Source organism: Streptomyces sp. PL-25 (genome assembly GCF_058344915.1).
Map to the genome: position 1 here is coordinate 2704854 of NZ_CP136997.1, position 17667 is coordinate 2722520.

General features: G+C 71.1%; 20 protein-coding genes. 5 read left to right on the top strand and 15 right to left on the bottom strand.

Annotated elements, in window-relative coordinates; translation table 11 throughout:
- Positions 1-27 precede the first annotated feature (27 nt).
- The 4 genes from rdgB to R4Z62_RS12040 form a co-directional block, all read right to left on the bottom strand.
- Positions 28-630 carry an RdgB/HAM1 family non-canonical purine NTP pyrophosphatase gene (gene rdgB, locus R4Z62_RS12025; RefSeq protein WP_382847859.1) on the bottom strand — a complete coding sequence of 201 codons (603 nt, stop codon included), beginning with the start codon at positions 628-630 and terminating at the stop codon, positions 28-30.
- Positions 631-652: 22 nt separating this feature from the next.
- On the bottom strand, positions 653-1060 hold the full coding sequence (locus R4Z62_RS12030) for a hypothetical protein (protein ID WP_064533354.1): 408 nt from the start codon (positions 1058-1060) through the stop codon (positions 653-655).
- 141 nt (positions 1061-1201) lie between these two features.
- Positions 1202-1939, bottom strand: a complete 738-nt coding sequence (rph, locus tag R4Z62_RS12035) for a ribonuclease PH (RefSeq protein ID WP_491519808.1) — start codon at positions 1937-1939, stop codon at positions 1202-1204.
- 93 nt (positions 1940-2032) lie between these two features.
- Complete coding sequence (locus tag R4Z62_RS12040) at positions 2033-2266, bottom strand: PTS sugar transporter subunit IIB (protein WP_018517946.1); 234 nt, start codon at positions 2264-2266, stop codon at positions 2033-2035.
- A gap of 192 nt (positions 2267-2458) precedes the next feature.
- On the opposite strand from R4Z62_RS12040, the gene R4Z62_RS12045 reads away from it, so the two are divergent.
- On the top strand, positions 2459-3763 hold the full coding sequence (locus R4Z62_RS12045; RefSeq protein WP_491519809.1) for a PTS transporter subunit EIIC: 1305 nt from the start codon (positions 2459-2461) through the stop codon (positions 3761-3763).
- A gap of 238 nt (positions 3764-4001) precedes the next feature.
- Positions 4002-5258 (top strand): PTS transporter subunit EIIC, encoded by a 1257-nt coding sequence (locus tag R4Z62_RS12050; protein ID WP_018565576.1) that lies wholly within the window; start codon positions 4002-4004, stop codon positions 5256-5258.
- 101 nt (positions 5259-5359) lie between these two features.
- Here R4Z62_RS12050 and R4Z62_RS12055 read toward each other — a convergent pair whose 3' ends face one another.
- The gene (locus R4Z62_RS12055) at positions 5360-6112 is read right to left on the bottom strand and encodes an MBL fold metallo-hydrolase (protein ID WP_064533358.1); all 753 of its coding nucleotides are present in this window, start codon (positions 6110-6112) and stop codon (positions 5360-5362) included.
- 211 nt (positions 6113-6323) lie between these two features.
- On the opposite strand from R4Z62_RS12055, the gene R4Z62_RS12060 reads away from it, so the two are divergent.
- Positions 6324-6788, top strand: coding sequence for a type II toxin-antitoxin system PemK/MazF family toxin (locus R4Z62_RS12060; RefSeq protein ID WP_018565574.1), 465 nt, complete (start codon positions 6324-6326; stop codon positions 6786-6788).
- Positions 6789-6830: 42 nt separating this feature from the next.
- Here the strand turns inward: R4Z62_RS12060 and R4Z62_RS12065 are convergent, their stop codons facing one another.
- The 9 genes from R4Z62_RS12065 to clpS form a co-directional block, all read right to left on the bottom strand.
- Positions 6831-7421 (bottom strand): hypothetical protein, encoded by a 591-nt coding sequence (locus R4Z62_RS12065; RefSeq protein WP_491519810.1) that lies wholly within the window; start codon positions 7419-7421, stop codon positions 6831-6833.
- Positions 7422-7673: 252 nt separating this feature from the next.
- On the bottom strand, positions 7674-9746 hold the full coding sequence (locus R4Z62_RS12070) for a putative Ig domain-containing protein (protein ID WP_491519811.1): 2073 nt from the start codon (positions 9744-9746) through the stop codon (positions 7674-7676).
- Between the two features lie 377 nt (positions 9747-10123).
- Complete coding sequence (locus tag R4Z62_RS12075) at positions 10124-11074, bottom strand: PLP-dependent cysteine synthase family protein (RefSeq protein WP_355477065.1); 951 nt, start codon at positions 11072-11074, stop codon at positions 10124-10126.
- A 17-nt stretch (positions 11075-11091) separates the two neighbouring features.
- Positions 11092-11370, bottom strand: coding sequence for a MoaD/ThiS family protein (locus R4Z62_RS12080; protein ID WP_018565570.1), 279 nt, complete (start codon positions 11368-11370; stop codon positions 11092-11094).
- Positions 11371-11490: 120 nt separating this feature from the next.
- Positions 11491-11586, bottom strand: a complete 96-nt coding sequence (locus tag R4Z62_RS12085; protein WP_018565569.1) for a putative leader peptide — start codon at positions 11584-11586, stop codon at positions 11491-11493.
- A gap of 88 nt (positions 11587-11674) precedes the next feature.
- Positions 11675-12097, bottom strand: a complete 423-nt coding sequence (locus R4Z62_RS12090; protein ID WP_389598723.1) for a M67 family metallopeptidase — start codon at positions 12095-12097, stop codon at positions 11675-11677.
- 183 nt (positions 12098-12280) lie between these two features.
- Positions 12281-13702: an amino acid permease gene (locus tag R4Z62_RS12095; RefSeq protein WP_385501716.1), complete on the bottom strand. Its 1422-nt coding sequence runs from the start codon at positions 13700-13702 to the stop codon at positions 12281-12283.
- A 401-nt stretch (positions 13703-14103) separates the two neighbouring features.
- Entirely contained in the window at positions 14104-14709 is a 606-nt protein-coding gene (locus tag R4Z62_RS12100; RefSeq protein ID WP_064533364.1) for a DUF2017 domain-containing protein, read from the bottom strand.
- A 61-nt stretch (positions 14710-14770) separates the two neighbouring features.
- Entirely contained in the window at positions 14771-15088 is a 318-nt protein-coding gene (gene clpS, locus R4Z62_RS12105) for an ATP-dependent Clp protease adapter ClpS (protein WP_026252159.1), read from the bottom strand.
- An 88-nt stretch (positions 15089-15176) separates the two neighbouring features.
- Between clpS and R4Z62_RS12110 the strand changes: the two genes are divergently transcribed.
- Positions 15177-16523, top strand: coding sequence for a nicotinate phosphoribosyltransferase (locus R4Z62_RS12110; RefSeq protein WP_491519812.1), 1347 nt, complete (start codon positions 15177-15179; stop codon positions 16521-16523).
- Between the two features lie 81 nt (positions 16524-16604).
- Complete coding sequence (locus tag R4Z62_RS12115) at positions 16605-17192, top strand: isochorismatase family protein (protein WP_064533365.1); 588 nt, start codon at positions 16605-16607, stop codon at positions 17190-17192.
- A gap of 38 nt (positions 17193-17230) precedes the next feature.
- Here R4Z62_RS12115 and R4Z62_RS12120 read toward each other — a convergent pair whose 3' ends face one another.
- Positions 17231-17587, bottom strand: a complete 357-nt coding sequence (locus R4Z62_RS12120; protein WP_064533366.1) for a hypothetical protein — start codon at positions 17585-17587, stop codon at positions 17231-17233.
- Positions 17588-17667: the final 80 nt, after the last annotated feature.

The following is a 17667-nucleotide window of genomic DNA, read 5'->3' on the forward strand; positions in this document are numbered from 1 at the left end:
GCTGCCGGTCAGGCAGCCCCTCTCTTTTCAGCCCAGCAACTCCCGCACCACCGGTACCAGCGCGCGGAACGCCTTGCCGCGGTGGCTGATGGCGTTCTTCTCGGCGGGGGTCAGTTCCGCGCAGGTGCGGGTGTCGCCGTCGGGCTGGAGGATCGGGTCGTAGCCGAAGCCGCCGGTGCCGGCGGGGGTGTGGCGGAGGGTGCCGCGGAGCTGGCCCTCGACGACGCGTTCCGTGCCGTCGGGGAGGGCGAGGGCGGCGGCGCAGGCGAAGTGGGCGGCGCGGTGACCGTCGGCGATGTCGGAGAGCTGGGCGAGGAGCAGGTCCAGGTTGGCCTGGTCGTCGCCGTGGCGCCCGGACCAGCGGGCGGAGAAGATGCCGGGCGCGCCGCCGAGGACGTCGACGCAGAGGCCGGAGTCGTCGGCGACGGCGGGCAGGCCGGTGGCGCGGGCCAGGGCGTGTGCCTTGAGCAGCGCGTTCTCGGCGAAGGTGACGCCGGTCTCCTTGACGTCGGGGATCTCCGGGTAGGCGTCGGTGCCGACGAGTTCGTGGGGCAGGTCCGCGTCGGTGAGGATCGCCCGGAGTTCGGTGATCTTTCCGGGGTTGCGGGTGGCGAGGATCAGGCGGGTCATGGTCACCAGTATCGCGGGCGGGTCAGGGGGTGCAGACCTTGGTGAGTTCGCCGGCGGCGTCGGTGACGGGGGTGAGGTCGGGGGTGTGGTCGCCGTTCTTGACGGCGGTGCGGACGTTGCCGACGGCTCTGTCGAGGTCGTCGACGGCCTTGTTGACGTCGGTGTCGTCCGTCTTGTCGCCGATCTTGTCCAGCTTGTCCTCGATCGCGCGGAGGGCGTCGTCGGTCTTGCCGGGGTCGTCGGCGGCGTTCTGCACGGCCTGCTGGAGGTCGGTGACGCTGTCGGCGATGGCGTCGGCGGTCTGTACGCAGTCCAGGGCCTTGCCGACCGCGTCGCAGCCGGTGAGGGCGGCGGTGGCGAGTGCGATGGCGGCCGTGGTGGCGGCGATGGCGGTGGTGCGGCCCGGTCGTCGGCGTCGGCTCGCGGCCATGGCTGGGTTCCCTCCCCGGTCGGTGGCCGGGCGTGCGGCTGTCGTGCCGTACGCCCGTACCGGTAGGGACGCCGGGTGTGCGGTGCGGGTTGCGCCCCGGCGGCCCCTTCCTTGGTCTGCTCTTTACTTTCGGTCTGCTCTCTACTTCTCGTGGTGCTGGTCGAGTGCGGCGCGCTGGATCGCGGCGAGGTCGGTGCAGCCGGCCACGGCGAGGTCGAGCAGGGCGTTCAGTTCGTCGCGGGCGAAGGGTTCGGCCTCGGCGGTGCCCTGGACCTCGACGAAGCGGCCGTCGCCGGTGCAGACGACGTTCATGTCGGTGTCGGCGCGGACGTCCTCCTCGTAGCAGAGGTCGAGGAGGGGGACGCCGCCGACGATGCCGACGGAGACGGCGCTGACGGTGCCGGTCAGGGGCTGTCGGCCGGCCTTGACGAGTTTGCGGCCCTGGGCCCAGGTGATGGCGTCGGCGAGGGCGACGTAGGCGCCGGTGATGGCGGCGGTGCGGGTGCCGCCGTCGGCCTGGAGGACGTCGCAGTCCAGGACGACGGTGTTCTCGCCGAGGGCCTTGTAGTCGACGACGGCGCGCAGCGAGCGGCCGATGAGGCGGCTGATCTCGTGGGTGCGGCCGCCGATGCGGCCCTTGACGGACTCGCGGTCGCCGCGGGTGTTGGTGGCGCGGGGCAGCATGGAGTATTCGGCGGTGACCCAGCCCTCGCCGCTGCCCTTGCGCCAGCGCGGGACGCCTTCGGTGACGGAGGCGGTGCAGAGGACCCGGGTGTCGCCGAAGGAGACGAGGACGGAGCCTTCGGCGTGCTTGCTCCAGCCGCGTTCGATGGTGACCGGGCGGAGCTGTTCGGCGGTGCGGCCGTCGGTTCGAGACATGGGGTCGAGCGTAGTGCCCCATGGTCAAGGGGCTCCTCCCGCGTCGGGAAGAGCCCCTTGGGGGGTGAATCGCGGTCCCGTGGGACCGGTGGTTCACATCATGTCTTCGATGTCCGCGGCGATCGGGTCGGCGTCGGTGCCGATGACGACCTGGATGGCGGTGCCCATCTTGACGACGCCGTGGGCGCCGGCGGCCTTGAGGGCGGCCTCGTCGACCTTGCTGGGGTCGATGACCTCGGTGCGGAGGCGGGTGATGCAGCCCTCGACCTCTTCGATGTTCTCGATGCCGCCGAGACCGGCAACGATCTTCTCAGCCTTGCTGGCCATGTTCTGTCTCCCTGATCCGAACCGCTTTGTCGCAGTAACCCACAGTTGGCCCATCTTCGCGAGCGGTCGTGCCGTGGGTGGCCGATGATGGCGTTCACGACAGCGGAACCGTCCGTCAACTGGTCTACACCACCGTTGGCGCGGTGGCCAAACGCGGTGCCGCACGACGGAGCGGAGCCTCGGGAGGACGCCATGAGTGCCGACAGCGCGGGCGGTGCGGGGACGGGGGCCTCGCCGCTGCGGGAGCACTGGAACAGCCTGTTCCAGGGGTTGCAGAAGATGGGCCGCAGTCTTCAGCTGCCGATCGCGGTGCTCCCGGCGGCGGGGATCCTGAACCGGCTGGGGCAGCCGGATGTGTTCGGCAAGGACGGGCTGGGCTGGATCGGCGTCTCGAAGGTGATGGCGGGGGCGGGCGGCGCGCTGCTCGACGGCTCGCTGGGGCTGCCGCTGCTGTTCTGTGTCGGGGTGGCCATCGGCATGGCGAAGAAGGCTGACGGTTCGACGGCGCTGGCGGCGGTGGCGGGCTTCCTCGTCTACTACAACGTGCTGCACCAGTTCCCGGTGGGCTGCGGGGCGGGTGCGGTGGCGACGGCGGCCGGGTGCCGGGCGGCCGACGGGACGGTGACGGCGTTCGCCTTCCAGAATCCGGGAATCTTCGGCGGGATCGTGATGGGGCTGCTGTCGGCCTTCTTCTGGCGGCGGTTCCACCGGACGAGGCTGGTGGACTGGCTGGGTTTCTTCAACGGGCGCCGGCTGGTGCCGATCATCATGGCGTTCGTGGCGATCCTGTTCGCGGCGCTGTGCCTGTGGGTGTGGCCGCCGGTCGGGCGGGGGCTGGAGAGTTTCAGCGACTGGCTGAGCGACGCGGGCGCGTGGGGCGCGGGGGTGTTCGGGCTGGCGAACCGGGCGCTGCTGGTGATCGGGCTGCACCAGTTCCTGAACGTGCCCATCTGGTTCCAGTTCGGCAGTTACACCAAGCCGGACGGGACGGTGGTGCACGGCGACATCAACATGTTCCTGGCGGGCGATCCGCACGCGGGGCAGTTCACCTCGGGTTTCTTCCCGATCATGATGTTCGCGCTGCCGGCGGCGGCGCTGGCGATCACGCACACGGCGCGGCCGGCGCGGCGCAAGGAGGTCGGCGGGCTGATGCTGTCGGTGGCGCTGACGTCGTTCGTCACGGGGATCACGGAGCCGCTGGAGTACTCGTTCCTGTTCATCGCGCCGGTGCTGTACGCGGTGCACGCGGTGCTGACGGGGGTGTCGATGGCGGTGACGTGGGCGCTGGGGGTGCACGACGGGTTCAGCTTCTCGGCGGGGCTGATCGACTACGTGATCAACTGGAATCTGGCGACCCGGCCGTGGGCGATCCTCCCGATCGGGTTGTGCTTCGCCGCCGTCTATTACACGGTCTTCCGATTTGCCATCACGAAGTTCGACCTGAAGACTCCGGGGCGGGAGCCCGCGGACGAGGTCGAGGACACCACGAAGCCCTGACGTCCGCGGCGGGTGGCGGGCCTTCCGCCGGGCTCTCGGCGGGGTGCGCACAGCTCTCGGACAAGGCTGATATCGGTCTGAGACCGGCGTGAAATCGGCTTGTCACCGGCAGCCGGAGTCCGAACGGCGCGTAGCGGTTCGGTCGCGTTTTCGCGGGTTCCTTACGCCACCTTCATCGTGCTACAACAGGTCTACACCACTGAGTGGTGTAGACCACCACCCGATGGAGGACGGACGTATGAGCACCGCCACCGCCGAATCGACGGCGGCACCCGCGAAGAAGCGGGGATCTGGCCTTTTCCAGGGCCTGCAGAAGGTCGGCCGAAGCCTGCAGCTCCCGATCGCCGTGCTGCCGGCGGCGGGCATCATGGTCCGACTGGGCCAGGACGACATCTTCGGCAAGGACGGCCTGGGCTGGGACAAGGTCGCCGCCGTGTTCAACAACGCGGGCGGCGCGCTGACCGGTTCGCTGCCGATCCTGTTCTGCATCGGCGTGGCCATCGGTTTCGCCAAGAAGTCGGACGGTTCGACCGCTCTGGCCGCGGTGGTCGGCTTCCTCGTCTACAGCAAGGTCCTGGAGGCCTTCCCCCTCACCGAGCAGCACATCGAGAAGGGGAAGATAGTCGAGGCCAGCTACAACAACCCGGGGGTGCTCGGCGGCATCATCATGGGTCTGCTGGCCGCCGTCCTGTGGCAGCGGTTCCACCGCACCAAGCTGGTGGACTGGCTCGGCTTCTTCAACGGCCGCCGGCTGGTGCCGATCATCATGGCCTTCGTGGGCATCGTGATGGGTGTCGTCTTCGCCCTGATCTGGAAGCCCATCGGCACCGGCATCACCAACTTCGGCGACTGGATGACCGGCCTCGGCTCGGGCGGTGCCGCGCTCTTCGGCGGTGTGAACCGCGCGCTGATCCCCGTCGGCATGCACCAGTTCGTCAACACCGTCTCCTGGTTCCAGCTCGGCAGCTTCACCGACGCCTCCGGCCAGGTCTGGCAGGGTGACATCCCGCGCTTCCTGCACGGCGACCCGTCCGCCGGCCTGTTCCAGTCCGGCTTCTTCCCGATCATGATGTTCGGTCTGCCGGCCGCCGCGCTCGCCATCGCGCACTGCGCCCGTCCGGAGCGCCGCAAGGCCGTCCTCGGCATGATGATCTCGCTGGCCGCGACCTCGTTCGTCACCGGTGTGACCGAGCCGATCGAGTTCTCGTTCATGTTCATCGCGCCGATCCTGTACGTGCTGCACGCCGTGCTCACCGCCGCGTCGATGGCCATCACCTGGGGCCTGGGCGTGCACGACGGCTTCAACTTCTCGGCCGGCTTCATCGACTACGCGCTCAACTGGCACCTGGCGTCCAAGCCCTGGCTGATCATCCCGATCGGACTGGTCTTCGCGGCGATCTACTACGTGACCTTCCGCTTCGCCATCACCAAGTTCAACCTCCCCACCCCGGGCCGCGAGCCCGAGGAGGAGGTCGAGGACCTCACCAAGGCGTGAGTGTCCGCAGGACGTGAGGAGGCCCCCCGAGCCGTCAGGCCGGGGGGCCTCCTTCTCATGTCCGTCTTCTCATGTCCGTCAGATCATGCTTCTCATGTCCGTCAGATCTCGTAGACCGCTCCCGGCGCCGCCAGTTCCACCGGCCCGTCGTAGACCGCGCGGGCGTCGGCGAGGTTGATCTGCGGGTCGGTCCACGGGGGGACGTGAGTGAGGACCAGGCGGCGGGCGCCGGCGCGGGTGGCGGACTCGCCGGCCTCGCGGCCGTTGAGGTGGAGGTCGGGGATGTTCTCCTTGCCGTCCGTGAAGGCGGCCTCGCACAGGAACAGGTCGGCGTCCCGGGCCAGTTCGTCCAGGGCCTCGCTGACGCCGGTGTCACCGGAGTACGTGAGGGACCGGCCGCCGTGCTCCAGGCGGATGGCGTACGCCTCCACCGGGTGGGCCACCCGCTCGGTGTGCACGGTGAAGGGGCCGATCTCGGACGTGCCCGGCTTGACCGTGTGGAAGTCGAAGACCTCGCTCATGGAGGAGGCCGAGGGGGTGTCGGCGTAGGCCGTGGTCAGCCGGTGCTCGGTGCCCTCGGGGCCGTGGACCGGCAGCGGGGCGCAGCGTCCGCCGTCGTACCGGTAGTAGCGGGCCACGAAGTAGGCGCACATGTCGATGCAGTGGTCGGCGTGCAGATGGCTCAGGAAGATCGCGTCGAGGTCGTAGAGACCGCAGTGGCGCTGCAGTTCGCCGAGGGCGCCGTTGCCCATGTCGAGGAGCAGCCGGAAGCCGTCGGCCTCTACGAGGTAGCTCGAACAGGCCGATTCCGCGGACGGGAACGACCCCGAGCAGCCGACGACGGTGAGCTTCATGGAGCAGAAACCTCCGCTGGCGGGTGGATACAGAAGGTGACGGGGGTCGTGCGGTCCGTCGAGAGTACGGCGCGCGACGGCCGGTCGCTCCTTTGCACAGGTGGGTTGTGGGCGAACTCACCTGTGGTGTCACCGGTTCGGCTGGACGTGGGGCGCACGAGGTGTGGAAGAGGGCGCGCAGGGACGCTCGCGCGCCGGTAACGTCGTTCTCATGGACACGTCCTGGTGGCTGGCGCTCGCGGCGGTGGTGCTGCTCGCGCTCGTCGCCACGCTCGTCGACGGGTGGGGCCGGGGGCGCCGGCCCGCGGGGCGCAGGTCGCGTCCGCCGGCGCGGCCGAGGGGCCGGGAGGACCGGGGTGCGCCCGCGCGTCCGCGCCCGGCGGAGATCTGGTGGGCGAACGTGCCCTACGAGGACGGCCCCGGGGCGAAGGACCGGCCCTGCCTGGTGCTGTCCGTGCACGGCAAGCGCGCCCGGGTCGCCAAGATCACCAGCCGGTACCACGAGGAGCGGGCCGGGGTGATCCCGCTGCCGCCCGGTTCGGTGGGGGACGCGCGGGGCCGTACCAGCTTCCTGGAGACCGACGAGGTGCGGGAGGTGCCGGTGTGGGACTTCCGGCGCCGGGTGGGGGTCGTGGATCCGGTGCTCTGGGACCAGGTGCGCTACCTGGCCGGGTGAGCCGCGGGCCGGGGCCCGGAACCGGCGCCGCGCCGAACGCTCTCACGGCCGGGCCACCCGTACGGTGACCGTCCATTGCGCGATGCCCTGGCAGGCCATGGTGCCGGGCGAGTTCGCGCACAAGCGGCGCGAGGACGTCAGGCGGGCCGTGCCGGGGGCGGTGGCGGTGTAGGCGGCGAGCGCGTCGCCCGGCAGGATCACGATGCCGGCGTCGGCGCCCTTGAGGACGCCACCGCCACCGCTGAGCGTCACGGGTGTCCAGGGGCGGTCCTCGGTGCCGTCCAGGGTGAGCCGCAGATAGCCGCCGACGGTGAGGCAGACGGTGCGGCCGCCGTCGGCGGCGGTCAGGTCGGCGTGGCCGGTGCAGCCGGGCGGGGTCGGCGCGGAGGCGGAGGCCGGCGGGGAGGCCGGGGCGGAGGGCGCGGTGCTCCCGCCGCTCGCGGAGACCGTGGGGGTCGCGGGGGTCCTGGGGTTCGTGGGGGCTGTCGCGGCCGGTGCGGAGGCGGGGGCCGTGGTGCCCGGGGATCCGCCGCCGCCCTTGCCGTCCTGCGGTGTGCCGCAGGACGCGAGGAGCAGGGCCGTCGCCGTCGCGGCGGTGGCGAGGGTGGTGCGGTGGAGCGTCGTACGGCGCATGGGGGCCGCCTTTCTGCTGTCCCGTTCCCGGTGGCCGGTGCCCTGGTGCCGATGTGACGTTTCTCCAGCACATCAGGATCCCCGGCCCCGCGCACGCCGGGACCCCGGCCGGTGGCTCCGGCCGGGGTCGCGGTGTGCGGGTCCGTGACCAGCAGGTGTACGGACGCGCGTGACCAGCAGGTGTACGGACGCGTGATCAGCGGTGTGCCGGTGGGTGACCGGCTGTGTGCCGGTGCGCGGCGGGCGGGGCGGTCAGCCGGTCGTCAGGGCCGCGTCGTCGACGACGAAGCTGGTCTGCAGGGAGCCGTCCTCGGCGCCGCTGAACTTCAGCGTGGCGCTGGAGCCCGCCAGCGACGACAGGTCGACGGTCTTCTGCGCGTAGCCGGTGGCCGCGTCCAGGTTGGAGTAGGTGGCCAGGGTCTTGCCGCCCGCGGTCACCGTCAGCTTGTCGTAGGCGGTGGTGCGGGTGGTCTCCGCCGTGTCGACGTGCAGGTAGTAGGTGAGGGTGGCCTTGCAGCCCGCCGGGATCGTCACCGTCTGGGACAGGGTGTCGGTGTGCGTGGTGCCGTAGCCGTCGAGCCATGCCTTGTACGAGCCGCCGTGGGCGGCCTCACCGCTGTCGGTGGTGATGACGCCGCTGGAGGCGGTCCAGGAGGAGCCGCCCGACTCGAAGCCGGGGTTGCCGAGCAGCTGGGCGGCGGTGCAGGTGCCGCCCCCGCCGGTGCCGACGGTCCAGGTGAAGGAGGCGGAGCCGGTGGCGCCGGTGGAGTCCTTCGCGGTGACCGTGACCTGGTAGGTCCCGGCGGTGGAGGCGGTGCCGGTGATCAGGCCGGTGGAGCCGTTGACGGACAGGCCGGCCGGCAGGCCGGTGGCGGTGTAGGTGAGGGCCGCGCCCGCGCTGTCGGTGGCGTGTATCTGGAGGCTGACGGAGCCGCCGACGGTGGTGGACTGGCTGCCGGGGTCGGTGACGGTGACCGTGTTGCCGGTGGAGCCGCCCGCGGTGAAGGCGGCGGTGCCGCTGGGGGTGCCCCAGCCGGTCGGGCCGTCGTAGCCGGCGGCCGCCCGGCAGAAGTAGGCGGTGGAGCAGGAGCCGTTGGAGCCGCTGGTCACGTCGTTCAGGTTGCCGGTGTGGCCGTAGGGATACTTCGCCGGGTAGTCGCCCGCGCCCGGGGTGCCCGCCAGGGCGTAGACGCCGGCGATGATCGGCGCGGAGGCGCTGGTGCCGCCGTAGACGGCCCAGCCGCTGCCGCCGTAGGTGTCGTAGACGGCGACGCCGGTGGCCGGGTCGGCGACCGCGGAGACGTCGGCCTCCATGCGCTTGGCGCAGCCGGTGTCGGTCTGCCAGCTCGGCTTCGGGTCGTAGGCGGAGCAGCCTGAGCCGGTGCCCTCGGTGGAGTTGGTGTTCCAGACCGTCTCGTTCCAGCCGCGGGAGTTGGACGCGGTGGTGAGCGCGGTGCCGCCGACGGCGGTCACGTACTGGGAGGTCGCCGGGTACTCGGCGCCGTAGCCGGAGTCGCCCGAGGAGACGGTGATCGCGACGCCCGGGTGCTTGAAGTACTGGCTGTCCAGGCTGGTCTGCGAGGACTCCTCGTCGCCGCCCCAGCTGTTGGAGACGAACTTGGCGCCGAGCGCGACGGCCTCGTTCTCGGCGGTGCCGAGGTCGGCGTCGGTGGGCGAGTCGGCCTCCACCAGGATGATGTTGCAGTTGGGGCAGACCGCGCTGACCATGTCGATGTCGAGCGCCTCCTCACCGGCCCAGCCGCTGTCGTTGGTCGGCAGGGAGGTGGTGGAGCCGGTCTGGCTGACCTGCTTGAAGCAGCCGTTGGCCTTGGTGCAGGCGGACAGGCCGAACTGCGAGCGGTAGGTGGCCAGGTCGGACTCGGCGTTGGGGTCGTTGTAGGCGTCGACCACCGCGACCGTCAGGCCGGAGCCGCCCGAGGAGGGCAGGTTGTAGGCGCTGTGCAGGTTGGCCGGGGAGAGGCCGGAGGGCGCGGCGGCGAGCGCCGAGGCCAGCCGCTGCTGGATGTCGGTGCGGCGCTGGGCGAAGCAACTGGCCTCGCCGGGCCGGGCGTCGGCGCACAGCCGGGTCGTGGGGACCTTCTGTCCTGCGGTACCGGTGCTGTGCAGGACCTGCCGCTCGGGGGCGGTGAGGGCGTGCGCGTTCTGGGCGGTCCTGCCGGTGTCCGGGTGCGCGGCGGCGGGCTGGGCCGCCCCTGCGGTCGGTGCCGCGACGAACCCGGTGACCGTGAGGGCGAGGGCGGGGAAGGCGACGGCGAGGAGTCGGCGCGGACTCCGTCTCCGGCTGCTCGGGCGTGACTCACGCATGGGGGTACTGCCTCCGTTGACGTGGGGATCGCACTGGTCGGGCAGCCCGTGACGCGCGTGCGGCGGTAGCCGCGCAGTCATGAGCATGACACTCCACACCCTGTACGCCGCGTGATCGTGACATGACAGGGTGCGCCAGGAACGTAGCCCCGGGCCGCCGGGGGACGGCAGTACCGGAGGGATTTCTTTGCCCCTCCATAGGATGAGATTGGCCCCCTCGTGGGAGGGGGCTGGGACGTGCTTGAGACGGGCCGGGCCCGGTCCGGACCGGGCTCACGGCCCTTCCGGGACCGCTCTCACAGCCCTTCCGGGACCGGCCTCACGGCCCTTCCAGGACCGGCCTCACGGCTCCTGCGGGCGGGGCGCCGACGCGGTGGTCAGGCCCAGAGCTGGCCCTGGAGCGTCTCGATGGCCTCTTGTGTGGTGGCCGCGGTGTAGACGCCGGTGGACAGGTACTTCCAGCCGCCGTCGGCGACGACGAAGACGATGTCGGCGCTCTCCCCCGCCGCGACCGCCTTGCGGCCCACGCCGATCGCGGCGTGCAGCGCGGCGCCGGTGGAGACGCCCGCGAAGATCCCCTCCTGCTGGAGCAGTTCCCGGGTACGGGTGACGGCGTCGGCGGAGCCGACCGAGAAGCGGGTGGTCAGCACGGAGGCGTCGTACAGCTCGGGGACGAAGCCCTCGTCGAGGTTGCGCAGGCCGTACACCAGGTCGTCGTAGCGCGGCTCGGCGGCGACGATCCGCACGTCCGGCTTGTGCTCGCGCAGATAGCGGCCGACGCCCATCAGGGTGCCGGTGGTGCCCAGGCCCGCCACGAAGTGGGTGACGGAGGGCAGGTCGGCCAGGATCTCCGGGCCGGTGGTCGCGTAGTGCGCGCCCGCGTTGTCCGGGTTGCCGTACTGGTAGAGCATCACCCAGTCGGGGTGCTCGGCGGACAGCTCCTTGGCGACGCGCACGGCGGTGTTGGAGCCGCCCGCCGCCGGGGAGGAGATGATCTCCGCTCCCCACATACCGAGCAGGTCGCGGCGCTCCTGGGAGGTGTTCTCGGGCATCACGCACACCATGCGGTAGCCCTTGAGCTTCGCCGCCATGGCCAGCGAGATGCCGGTGTTGCCCGAGGTGGGTTCGAGGATCGTGCAGCCCGGGGTGAGCCGGCCGTCCTTCTCCGCCTGCTCGATCATGTGCAGGGCGGGGCGGTCCTTGACCGAGCCGGTCGGGTTGCGGTCCTCCAGCTTCGCCCAGATACGGACGTCGGCGGACGGCGAGAGCCGCGGCAGGCGCACCAGAGGGGTGTTGCCCACCGCGGCCAGCGGGGAGTCGTAGCGCATCGCTGCTCAGCGGCCGTTCAGCGCATGCCGCCGGCGACCGCCGGCAGGATCGTCACGTTGTCGCCGTCGGCGAGCTTGGTGCTGATGCCGTCCAGGAAGCGGACGTCCTCGTCGTTCAGGTAGACGTTGACGAAGCGGCGCAGCTGCTCGCCGTCCACGATGCGCGCCTGGATGCCCGGGTGCCGGACCTCCAGGTCGGCGAAGAGCGCGGCGATGGTCTCCCCGTTGCCCTCCACGGCCTTCTGCCCGTCGGTGTAGGTGCGGAGGATGGTCGGGATGCGGACCTCGATGGCCATGGGTGCGGGCTCCTGTCAGGAAGATGTCGTCGGATCGGGGGGCGCGCGAGAAAGGGCCCCCGGGCGTTCGGCCCCCGGGGAGCGCCGCGGCTCACGGCCGTACGGCGGCGGCAGGGAACGTCAACAGATGGCGCTGTTCAACCTGCACAGGTCGACGTGCAGCCGCGCCACGAGCAGCGTGCCCGGGATCTCGTCGCTCACGTCGTGGAGAACCATGGGCTCATCGTATCGATTCCCGGTCCGCACCCTGGAATGTGATCTCACCCTGCGGACGCCCGGCATCCGCGGTGCGAGACGCGCCCTGTCAGTACGCCGCCACGACCGTCACCTCCTCCTCGGTGACCTCGCCCTCCACGATGCGGAACGAGCGGAACTGGAACGGGCCCGCCTCGTCGGTGTCGGCGGTGGACACCAGGACGTAGTGGGCGCCGGGCTCGTTGGCGTAGGAGACGTCGGTGCGCGAGGGGTACGCCTCGGTCGCGGTGTGGGAGTGGTAGATGATCACCGGCTCCTCGTCGCGGTCGTCCATCTCGCGGTAGAGCTTGAGCAGGTCCTGCGAGTCGAACTCGTAGAAGGTGGGCGAGCGGGCCGCGTTCAGCATCGGGACGAACCGCTCGGGGCGTCCGGTGCCGACGGGTCCGGCGACCACTCCGCACGCCTCGTCGGGGTGGTCCGCGCGGGCGTGGGCGACGATCTGGTCGTGGAGCGACTGGGTGATGGTCAGCATGGGCCACAGGATAAGCAGGAAAGCAGAACGGCCCGCGGCGCGCCGGTCACGCCCGGCGGAAGGCGGACGGGCCGCCCCGTACCGGTGAGTGGTACGGGACGGCCCATATGCCGGACGCCCTGAGCGGCGGCCGGAGCGGTTCCCACGAGCGGCCGCTCCGGCCGGACGTCCTGCGGGAGGAGGTCAGCGCCTGCTGAAGGCGGCGGCCTCCGGGTTGCGGCGCTTGAGCACCAGGTAGGCGACGGCGAGGACCAGGCCCCACACCGGCGCGCAGTACAGCGAGACCCGGGCGTCCTTGTCGATGCCCATCAGCACGATCACCATGCCGATGAAGGCGAGCGCGAACACGCTGGCCCAGACGCCGCCGGGGGCGCGGAACTCCGAGACGGGCAGCTCGCCGCGGTCGGACTTGCGGCGGTAGCGGATCTGGCAGACCAGGATGACGATCCAGGCCCACATGCCGGAGATGGTCGCGAAGGACACCACGTAGTCGAACGCCTTGCCCGGCCACTGGTAGTTGATCCAGACGCCCACCAGCATCAGCGCGGCGGAGAACGTCGTGCCGATCAGCGGGGTGCCGCTGCTGGTCAGCCTGGTGAAGAAGCGCGGTCCCTGGCTGTTGAGCGCGAGGTCGCGCAGCATGCGGCCGGTGGAGTACATGCCCGAGTTGCAGGAGGACAGGGCGGCGGTGAGCACCACGAAGTTCACGATGCCGGCGCCGGCGGGCAGGCCCATCTTCTGGAAGGCGACCACGAAGGGGCTCTCGCCGGCGTGGAAGGCGGTCCACGGCACGACCGACAGGATCATGATCAGCGCGCCGACGTAGAAGACGGCGATGCGCCACGGCACGGTGTTGATCGCCCGGGGCAGCACGGTCCTGGGGTCCTTGGACTCACCCGCCGTCACACCGACCAGCTCGACGGCGAGGAAGGCGAACATCACCATCTGGAGGGTCATCAGCGTGTTGCCGACGCCGTGCGGGAAGAAGCCGCCCTCGTTCCACAGGTGCGAGACGGAGGCGGTGTCGCCCGCGTCGGAGAAGCCGATCGTGAGGACGCCCACGCAGATCAGGATCATGCCGATGATGGCGGTGACCTTGACCATGGAGAACCAGAACTCCAGCTCGCCGAAGAGCTTCACGGAGATCAGGTTGGCGCCGTAGAGCACGACGGTGAAGACCAGCGCCGAGACCCACTGCGGGATCTCGAACCAGTACGTCATGTACGCCGCCGCCGCGGTGACCTCGGTGATGCCGGTGACGACCCAGAACAGCCAGTAGGTCCAGCCGGTCACGAAGCCCGCGAAGGGGCCGATGAACTGGCGCGCGTACTCCGAGAAGGAACCGGAGACCGGGCGGTACATCAGCAGCTCGCCGAGCGCCCGCATGATGAGGAAGATGACGAAGCCGGCGACCGCGTACGCCAGGATGATGCTGGGTCCGGCCTTGGAGATGCTCTTGCCCGCACCGAGGAACAGACCGGTGCCGATGGCACCGCCGATGGCGATCATCTGGATCTGCCGGGCACCGAGCCCGCGCTGATACCCCTCGCCGTCCGGCACGGCCTCCGTGCCGGCGCGTTCTTTCTCGACCCGCGCTGAGGTCATGTGTCGTGCGCCTTTCTCCATGCCGACCCGGGCCGTCTGTCGGCCGCGGATCGGGTCGCGATCCCCCCGGACTGAAATGGAGTTGTGCCTGGCCGCTGGTGGGCGGCTCGGTGGCGCACCCGGGCGAACGTGGGTGGTGTTCGCCGGGCGGTCGTGAAGATTTATCACGCTCGAACCACTGATCGCAGGACGTACGTGTGGTTCACGACACCAGGAGAACCAGGAAAAGCGGACAAAACACTCGCGACCGGCCGATATGAGCCGGTCGCGGTGACGCGATCGTTATCCGGATTTGAGCATCCTCTGAGCGGACGGCGAATCTGCCCGGAACAGGACGATCCGGGCAGGCGGGGGAAGAGCGCCCAGGACACCTCGGGACACCCGGGGCGCCTCGGGACACCTCAGGGCATGAAGGTGGAGACCAGGGTCTCCTGGAGGCCGCCCAGCCACAGGTACGCCATCACCATCGGCTTGCGCGGGTCCTCGTCCGGCAGCCGGTAGAGGTCGTCGGCGTCGTCCTCGTCGCCGATCTCCAGCCGGGAGGCGATGGCCAGGCGCAGGTCGTTCAGGGCGCCGAGCCAGCGCCGGGACTCCTCCGGGGACAGCTTCAGCACCGCGCCGCCCTCACCGGAGGCGGCGAGGGCGTTGAGCGAGTGGATCACCGCGAGGGCGTTCTCGCGCTTGCCGGCCCGCAGGTCGTTCTCGGTGAAGCGGCGGAACTCGGCCGCGTGCGCACGCTGCTCGGCGGCCTCCTCGGCGCTGGCCGGCGGCTGCCCGGGGTCGCCGTAGGCGTCCGGGAAGAGCCTTCTGAGCACCGGGTCGGCGGGCGGCTCGCTCGGGCCCTCGGCGAACAGCTCGGCGAGCGGGTCGCCGCCCTCGTCCTCGGCGGGCCCGGGGCCGATCAGCTCCAGGAGCTGGATCGCCAGCGAACGGATGATGGAGATCTCGACGTCGTCGAGGGCGACGGCCGCGCCGCCGCCGGGGAGCGGTTCGAAGTGTCCGGGCATGGAGGGGATTCGCTGCTTCCGGTCCGGGCCGTCGTCGGCGCGTGCGCCACCGGCCGCTTGGCTACTTGCGGTCCTGCTGGAGGGTGGCCCACAGGCCGTAGCCGTGCATGGCCTGAACGTCCCGCTCCATCTCCTCGCGGGTGCCGCTGGAGACGACCGCCCGGCCCTTGTGGTGGACGTCGAGCATGAGCTTGGTCGCCTTGTCCTTCGAGTACCCGAAGTACGTCTGGAAGACATAGGTGACGTAGCTCATCAGATTGACGGGATCGTTGTGCACGATCGTCACCCAGGGGACGTCGGGCTCGGGTACGGCGAAGACCTCCTGTGCCGACTCGGTCTTCTCGATCTCGATGGGTGCGGCTGACGTCACAAGGCCCATGCTGCCACTACCGGGGCGCGGGAGCACAAACGAGCTGGCCGCATCCCTAAATCGTCAGACTGACGAAATGGGAGTACGCTTCTCGGTCATGAACACAGCGGACCTTGGGCTGCCGGTGGATGTTCCCTCTACGGCGCTCTTCACCGACCACTACGAGCTGACGATGCTGCGGGCCGCCCTGAAGGCCGGGACGGCCGAGCGGCGCAGCGTCTTCGAGGTCTTCACCCGGCGGCTGCCCGAGGGCCGCCGCTACGGCGTCGTGGCCGGAACCGGCCGGGTGCTGGACGCGGTGGAGAACTTCCGCTTCGACCCGGACGTCCTCGGCTATCTGCGCGAGAAGCAGGTCGTGGACGAGCCGACGCTCCAGTGGCTGGCCGACTACCGGTTCAGCGGCGACATCTGGGGTTACCCCGAGGGCGAGGTCTACTTCCCGGGCTCCCCCGTCATGCGGGTGGAGGGCTCCTTCGGCGAGTGCGTGCTGCTGGAGACCGTGATCCTGTCGATCCTCAACCACGACTCCGCCATCGCGGCCGCCGCCTCCCGGATGTCCTCGGCGGCCGGGGAGCGGCCGCTGATCGAGATGGGCGCCCGGCGCACCCACGAGCTGGCCGCGGTCGCCGCCTCCCGCGCCGCCTACGTCGGCGGCTTCGCCTCCACCTCCGACCTGGCCGCGGGCTTCCGCTACAACATCCCCACCGTCGGCACCTCCGCCCACGCCTTCACCCTGGTCCACGACAACGAGCGGGACGCCTTCCGCGCCCAGGTGGAGTCGCTGGGCCGGGACACGACGCTGCTGGTGGACACCTACGACGTGACCGAGGCCGTGCGCACAGCCGTGGAGGTGGCCGGGCCCGAGCTGGGCGCGGTGCGCATCGACTCCGGCGACCTGCTGCTGGTCGCGCACCGGGTGCGCCAGCAGCTCGACGAGCTGGGCGCCCGCGACACGCGGATCGTCGTCACCTCCGACCTGGACGAGTACGCCATCGCCTCGCTGGCCGCCGCGCCCGTGGACGCCTACGGCGTCGGCACCCAGCTGGTCACCGGCTCCGGCCACCCGACCTGCTCCATGGTCTACAAGCTGGTCGCCCGCGCCGAGTCCGCCGACCCGAATGCGCCGCTGAAGCCGGTGGCGAAACGGTCCAGCGGCGGCAAGACCTCCATCGGCGGCCGCAAGTGGGCGGCCCGGCGCCTGGACGCGTACGGCGTCGCCGAGGCCGAGGTGGTGGGCACCGGGCCGGTCCCCGTCGAGCTGGCCGACCGGCAGCTCCAGGTCGAGCTGGTCAAGGGCGGCGAGGTGGTCCGCCGCGAGCCGCTGGACGCCGTACGGGACCGGCATGTGGCGGCCCGCGCGGGGCTGCCGCTGTCGGCCACCCAGCTCTCGCGCGGGGAACCCGTCCTTCCGACGGAGTACGCCACCGGAGCGTCGGGTAGCTAGAGCGCATGACCGCCTCTGCCCCGACCAGGCCCCTCAGGCCCCGCCCAGCCCGCTGATCCCCGGAACCGAAGGACACCCGACATGCGCCGCGCCCTGATCGTCGTCGATGTGCAGAACGACTTCTGCGAGGGAGGCAGCCTCGCGGTGGCCGGCGGCGCCGACGTGGCCGCCGCGATCACCGAACTGATCGGGCAGGCCCCCGCCGGGTACCGGCACGTGGTGGCGACCCGCGACCACCACATCGCGCCCGGCGGCCACTTCTCGGACCACCCCGACTACGTCGACTCCTGGCCCCCGCACTGCGTGGCGGGCACGGAGGGCGTGGGCTTCCACCCGAACTTCGCGCCCGCCGTCGCCTCCGGCGCGGTCGACGCCGTCTTCGACAAGGGCGCCTACTCGGCCGCCTACAGCGGCTTCGAGGGCTTCGACGAGAACGGCGTGTCCCTGGCCGACTGGCTGCGGGCCAGGGAGGTCGAGGAGGTCGACGTGGTCGGGATCGCCACCGACCACTGTGTGCGCGCCACCGCCCTGGACGCGGCGCGCGAGGGCTTTCGCACCCATGTGCTGCTGGACCTCACCGCGGCCGTGGCCGGGCAGACCACCGAGCGGGCCCTGGAGGAGCTGCGCCGGGCGGGCGTCGAGCTGACCGGCAAGCCCGTCGTCGCCTAGGGCGGTGATGCGGGGCGGGCGAGCGGCTCCGGGCGCGCTCAGACCTGGGCGGGGCTCACGCCCGCTCCGGGGGTGCGCGGGCGCAGCAGGGCCCTGATCGGGTGCCACAGCTCCGGGGGGCCGGCGGGGGCGCCGCCGGCGGGCGAGGTGCGCCAGATGAGGCCGTCGGGGTGGTGCAGCACCGCGGTGATCTCGTCCGGGGTGGGCGGGGCGGCGTTGCCCCGCAGGTAGACGGCGCGCAGACCGAGGTTGCGCAGCCGGGTCAGGGCGCGGGCGCGGTTGCGGGCGAGCACGAGCACCCGGACGCCGCCGGTGCCCCCGGGGGCGGGACTGGGCAGGTTGAGGGCGACCACGACGGTGCCGTTCGGCAGTTTGCTGAAGCCTCCTGCGGCCATGCGGTCACTTCCCCGTTCCGGTCGGTGTCAATAAGAGAGCCACAGCAGGCACCTAAACACGATCGGCGGCAACCCGCCAG

What these genes read in the sequence shown, in the direction of transcription:
- rdgB (WP_382847859.1), bottom strand. Translation starts at nt 630, where the DNA reads ATGACCCGCCTGATCCTCGCCACCCGCAACCCCGGAAAGATCACCGAA.
- R4Z62_RS12030 (WP_064533354.1), bottom strand. Translation starts at nt 1,060, where the DNA reads ATGGCCGCGAGCCGACGCCGACGACCGGGCCGCACCACCGCCATCGCC.
- rph (WP_491519808.1), bottom strand. Translation starts at nt 1,939, where the DNA reads ATGTCTCGAACCGACGGCCGCACCGCCGAACAGCTCCGCCCGGTCACC.
- R4Z62_RS12040 (WP_018517946.1), bottom strand. Translation starts at nt 2,266, where the DNA reads ATGGCCAGCAAGGCTGAGAAGATCGTTGCCGGTCTCGGCGGCATCGAG.
- R4Z62_RS12045 (WP_491519809.1), top strand. Translation starts at nt 2,459, where the DNA reads ATGAGTGCCGACAGCGCGGGCGGTGCGGGGACGGGGGCCTCGCCGCTG.
- R4Z62_RS12050 (WP_018565576.1), top strand. Translation starts at nt 4,002, where the DNA reads ATGAGCACCGCCACCGCCGAATCGACGGCGGCACCCGCGAAGAAGCGG.
- R4Z62_RS12055 (WP_064533358.1), bottom strand. Translation starts at nt 6,112, where the DNA reads ATGAAGCTCACCGTCGTCGGCTGCTCGGGGTCGTTCCCGTCCGCGGAA.
- R4Z62_RS12060 (WP_018565574.1), top strand. Translation starts at nt 6,324, where the DNA reads ATGGACACGTCCTGGTGGCTGGCGCTCGCGGCGGTGGTGCTGCTCGCG.
- R4Z62_RS12065 (WP_491519810.1), bottom strand. Translation starts at nt 7,421, where the DNA reads ATGCGCCGTACGACGCTCCACCGCACCACCCTCGCCACCGCCGCGACG.
- R4Z62_RS12070 (WP_491519811.1), bottom strand. Translation starts at nt 9,746, where the DNA reads ATGCGTGAGTCACGCCCGAGCAGCCGGAGACGGAGTCCGCGCCGACTC.
- R4Z62_RS12075 (WP_355477065.1), bottom strand. Translation starts at nt 11,074, where the DNA reads ATGCGCTACGACTCCCCGCTGGCCGCGGTGGGCAACACCCCTCTGGTG.
- R4Z62_RS12080 (WP_018565570.1), bottom strand. Translation starts at nt 11,370, where the DNA reads ATGGCCATCGAGGTCCGCATCCCGACCATCCTCCGCACCTACACCGAC.
- R4Z62_RS12085 (WP_018565569.1), bottom strand. Translation starts at nt 11,586, where the DNA reads ATGGTTCTCCACGACGTGAGCGACGAGATCCCGGGCACGCTGCTCGTG.
- R4Z62_RS12090 (WP_389598723.1), bottom strand. Translation starts at nt 12,097, where the DNA reads ATGCTGACCATCACCCAGTCGCTCCACGACCAGATCGTCGCCCACGCC.
- R4Z62_RS12095 (WP_385501716.1), bottom strand. Translation starts at nt 13,702, where the DNA reads ATGACCTCAGCGCGGGTCGAGAAAGAACGCGCCGGCACGGAGGCCGTG.
- R4Z62_RS12100 (WP_064533364.1), bottom strand. Translation starts at nt 14,709, where the DNA reads ATGCCCGGACACTTCGAACCGCTCCCCGGCGGCGGCGCGGCCGTCGCC.
- clpS (WP_026252159.1), bottom strand. Translation starts at nt 15,088, where the DNA reads ATGGGCCTTGTGACGTCAGCCGCACCCATCGAGATCGAGAAGACCGAG.
- R4Z62_RS12110 (WP_491519812.1), top strand. Translation starts at nt 15,177, where the DNA reads ATGAACACAGCGGACCTTGGGCTGCCGGTGGATGTTCCCTCTACGGCG.
- R4Z62_RS12115 (WP_064533365.1), top strand. Translation starts at nt 16,605, where the DNA reads ATGCGCCGCGCCCTGATCGTCGTCGATGTGCAGAACGACTTCTGCGAG.
- R4Z62_RS12120 (WP_064533366.1), bottom strand. Translation starts at nt 17,587, where the DNA reads ATGGCCGCAGGAGGCTTCAGCAAACTGCCGAACGGCACCGTCGTGGTC.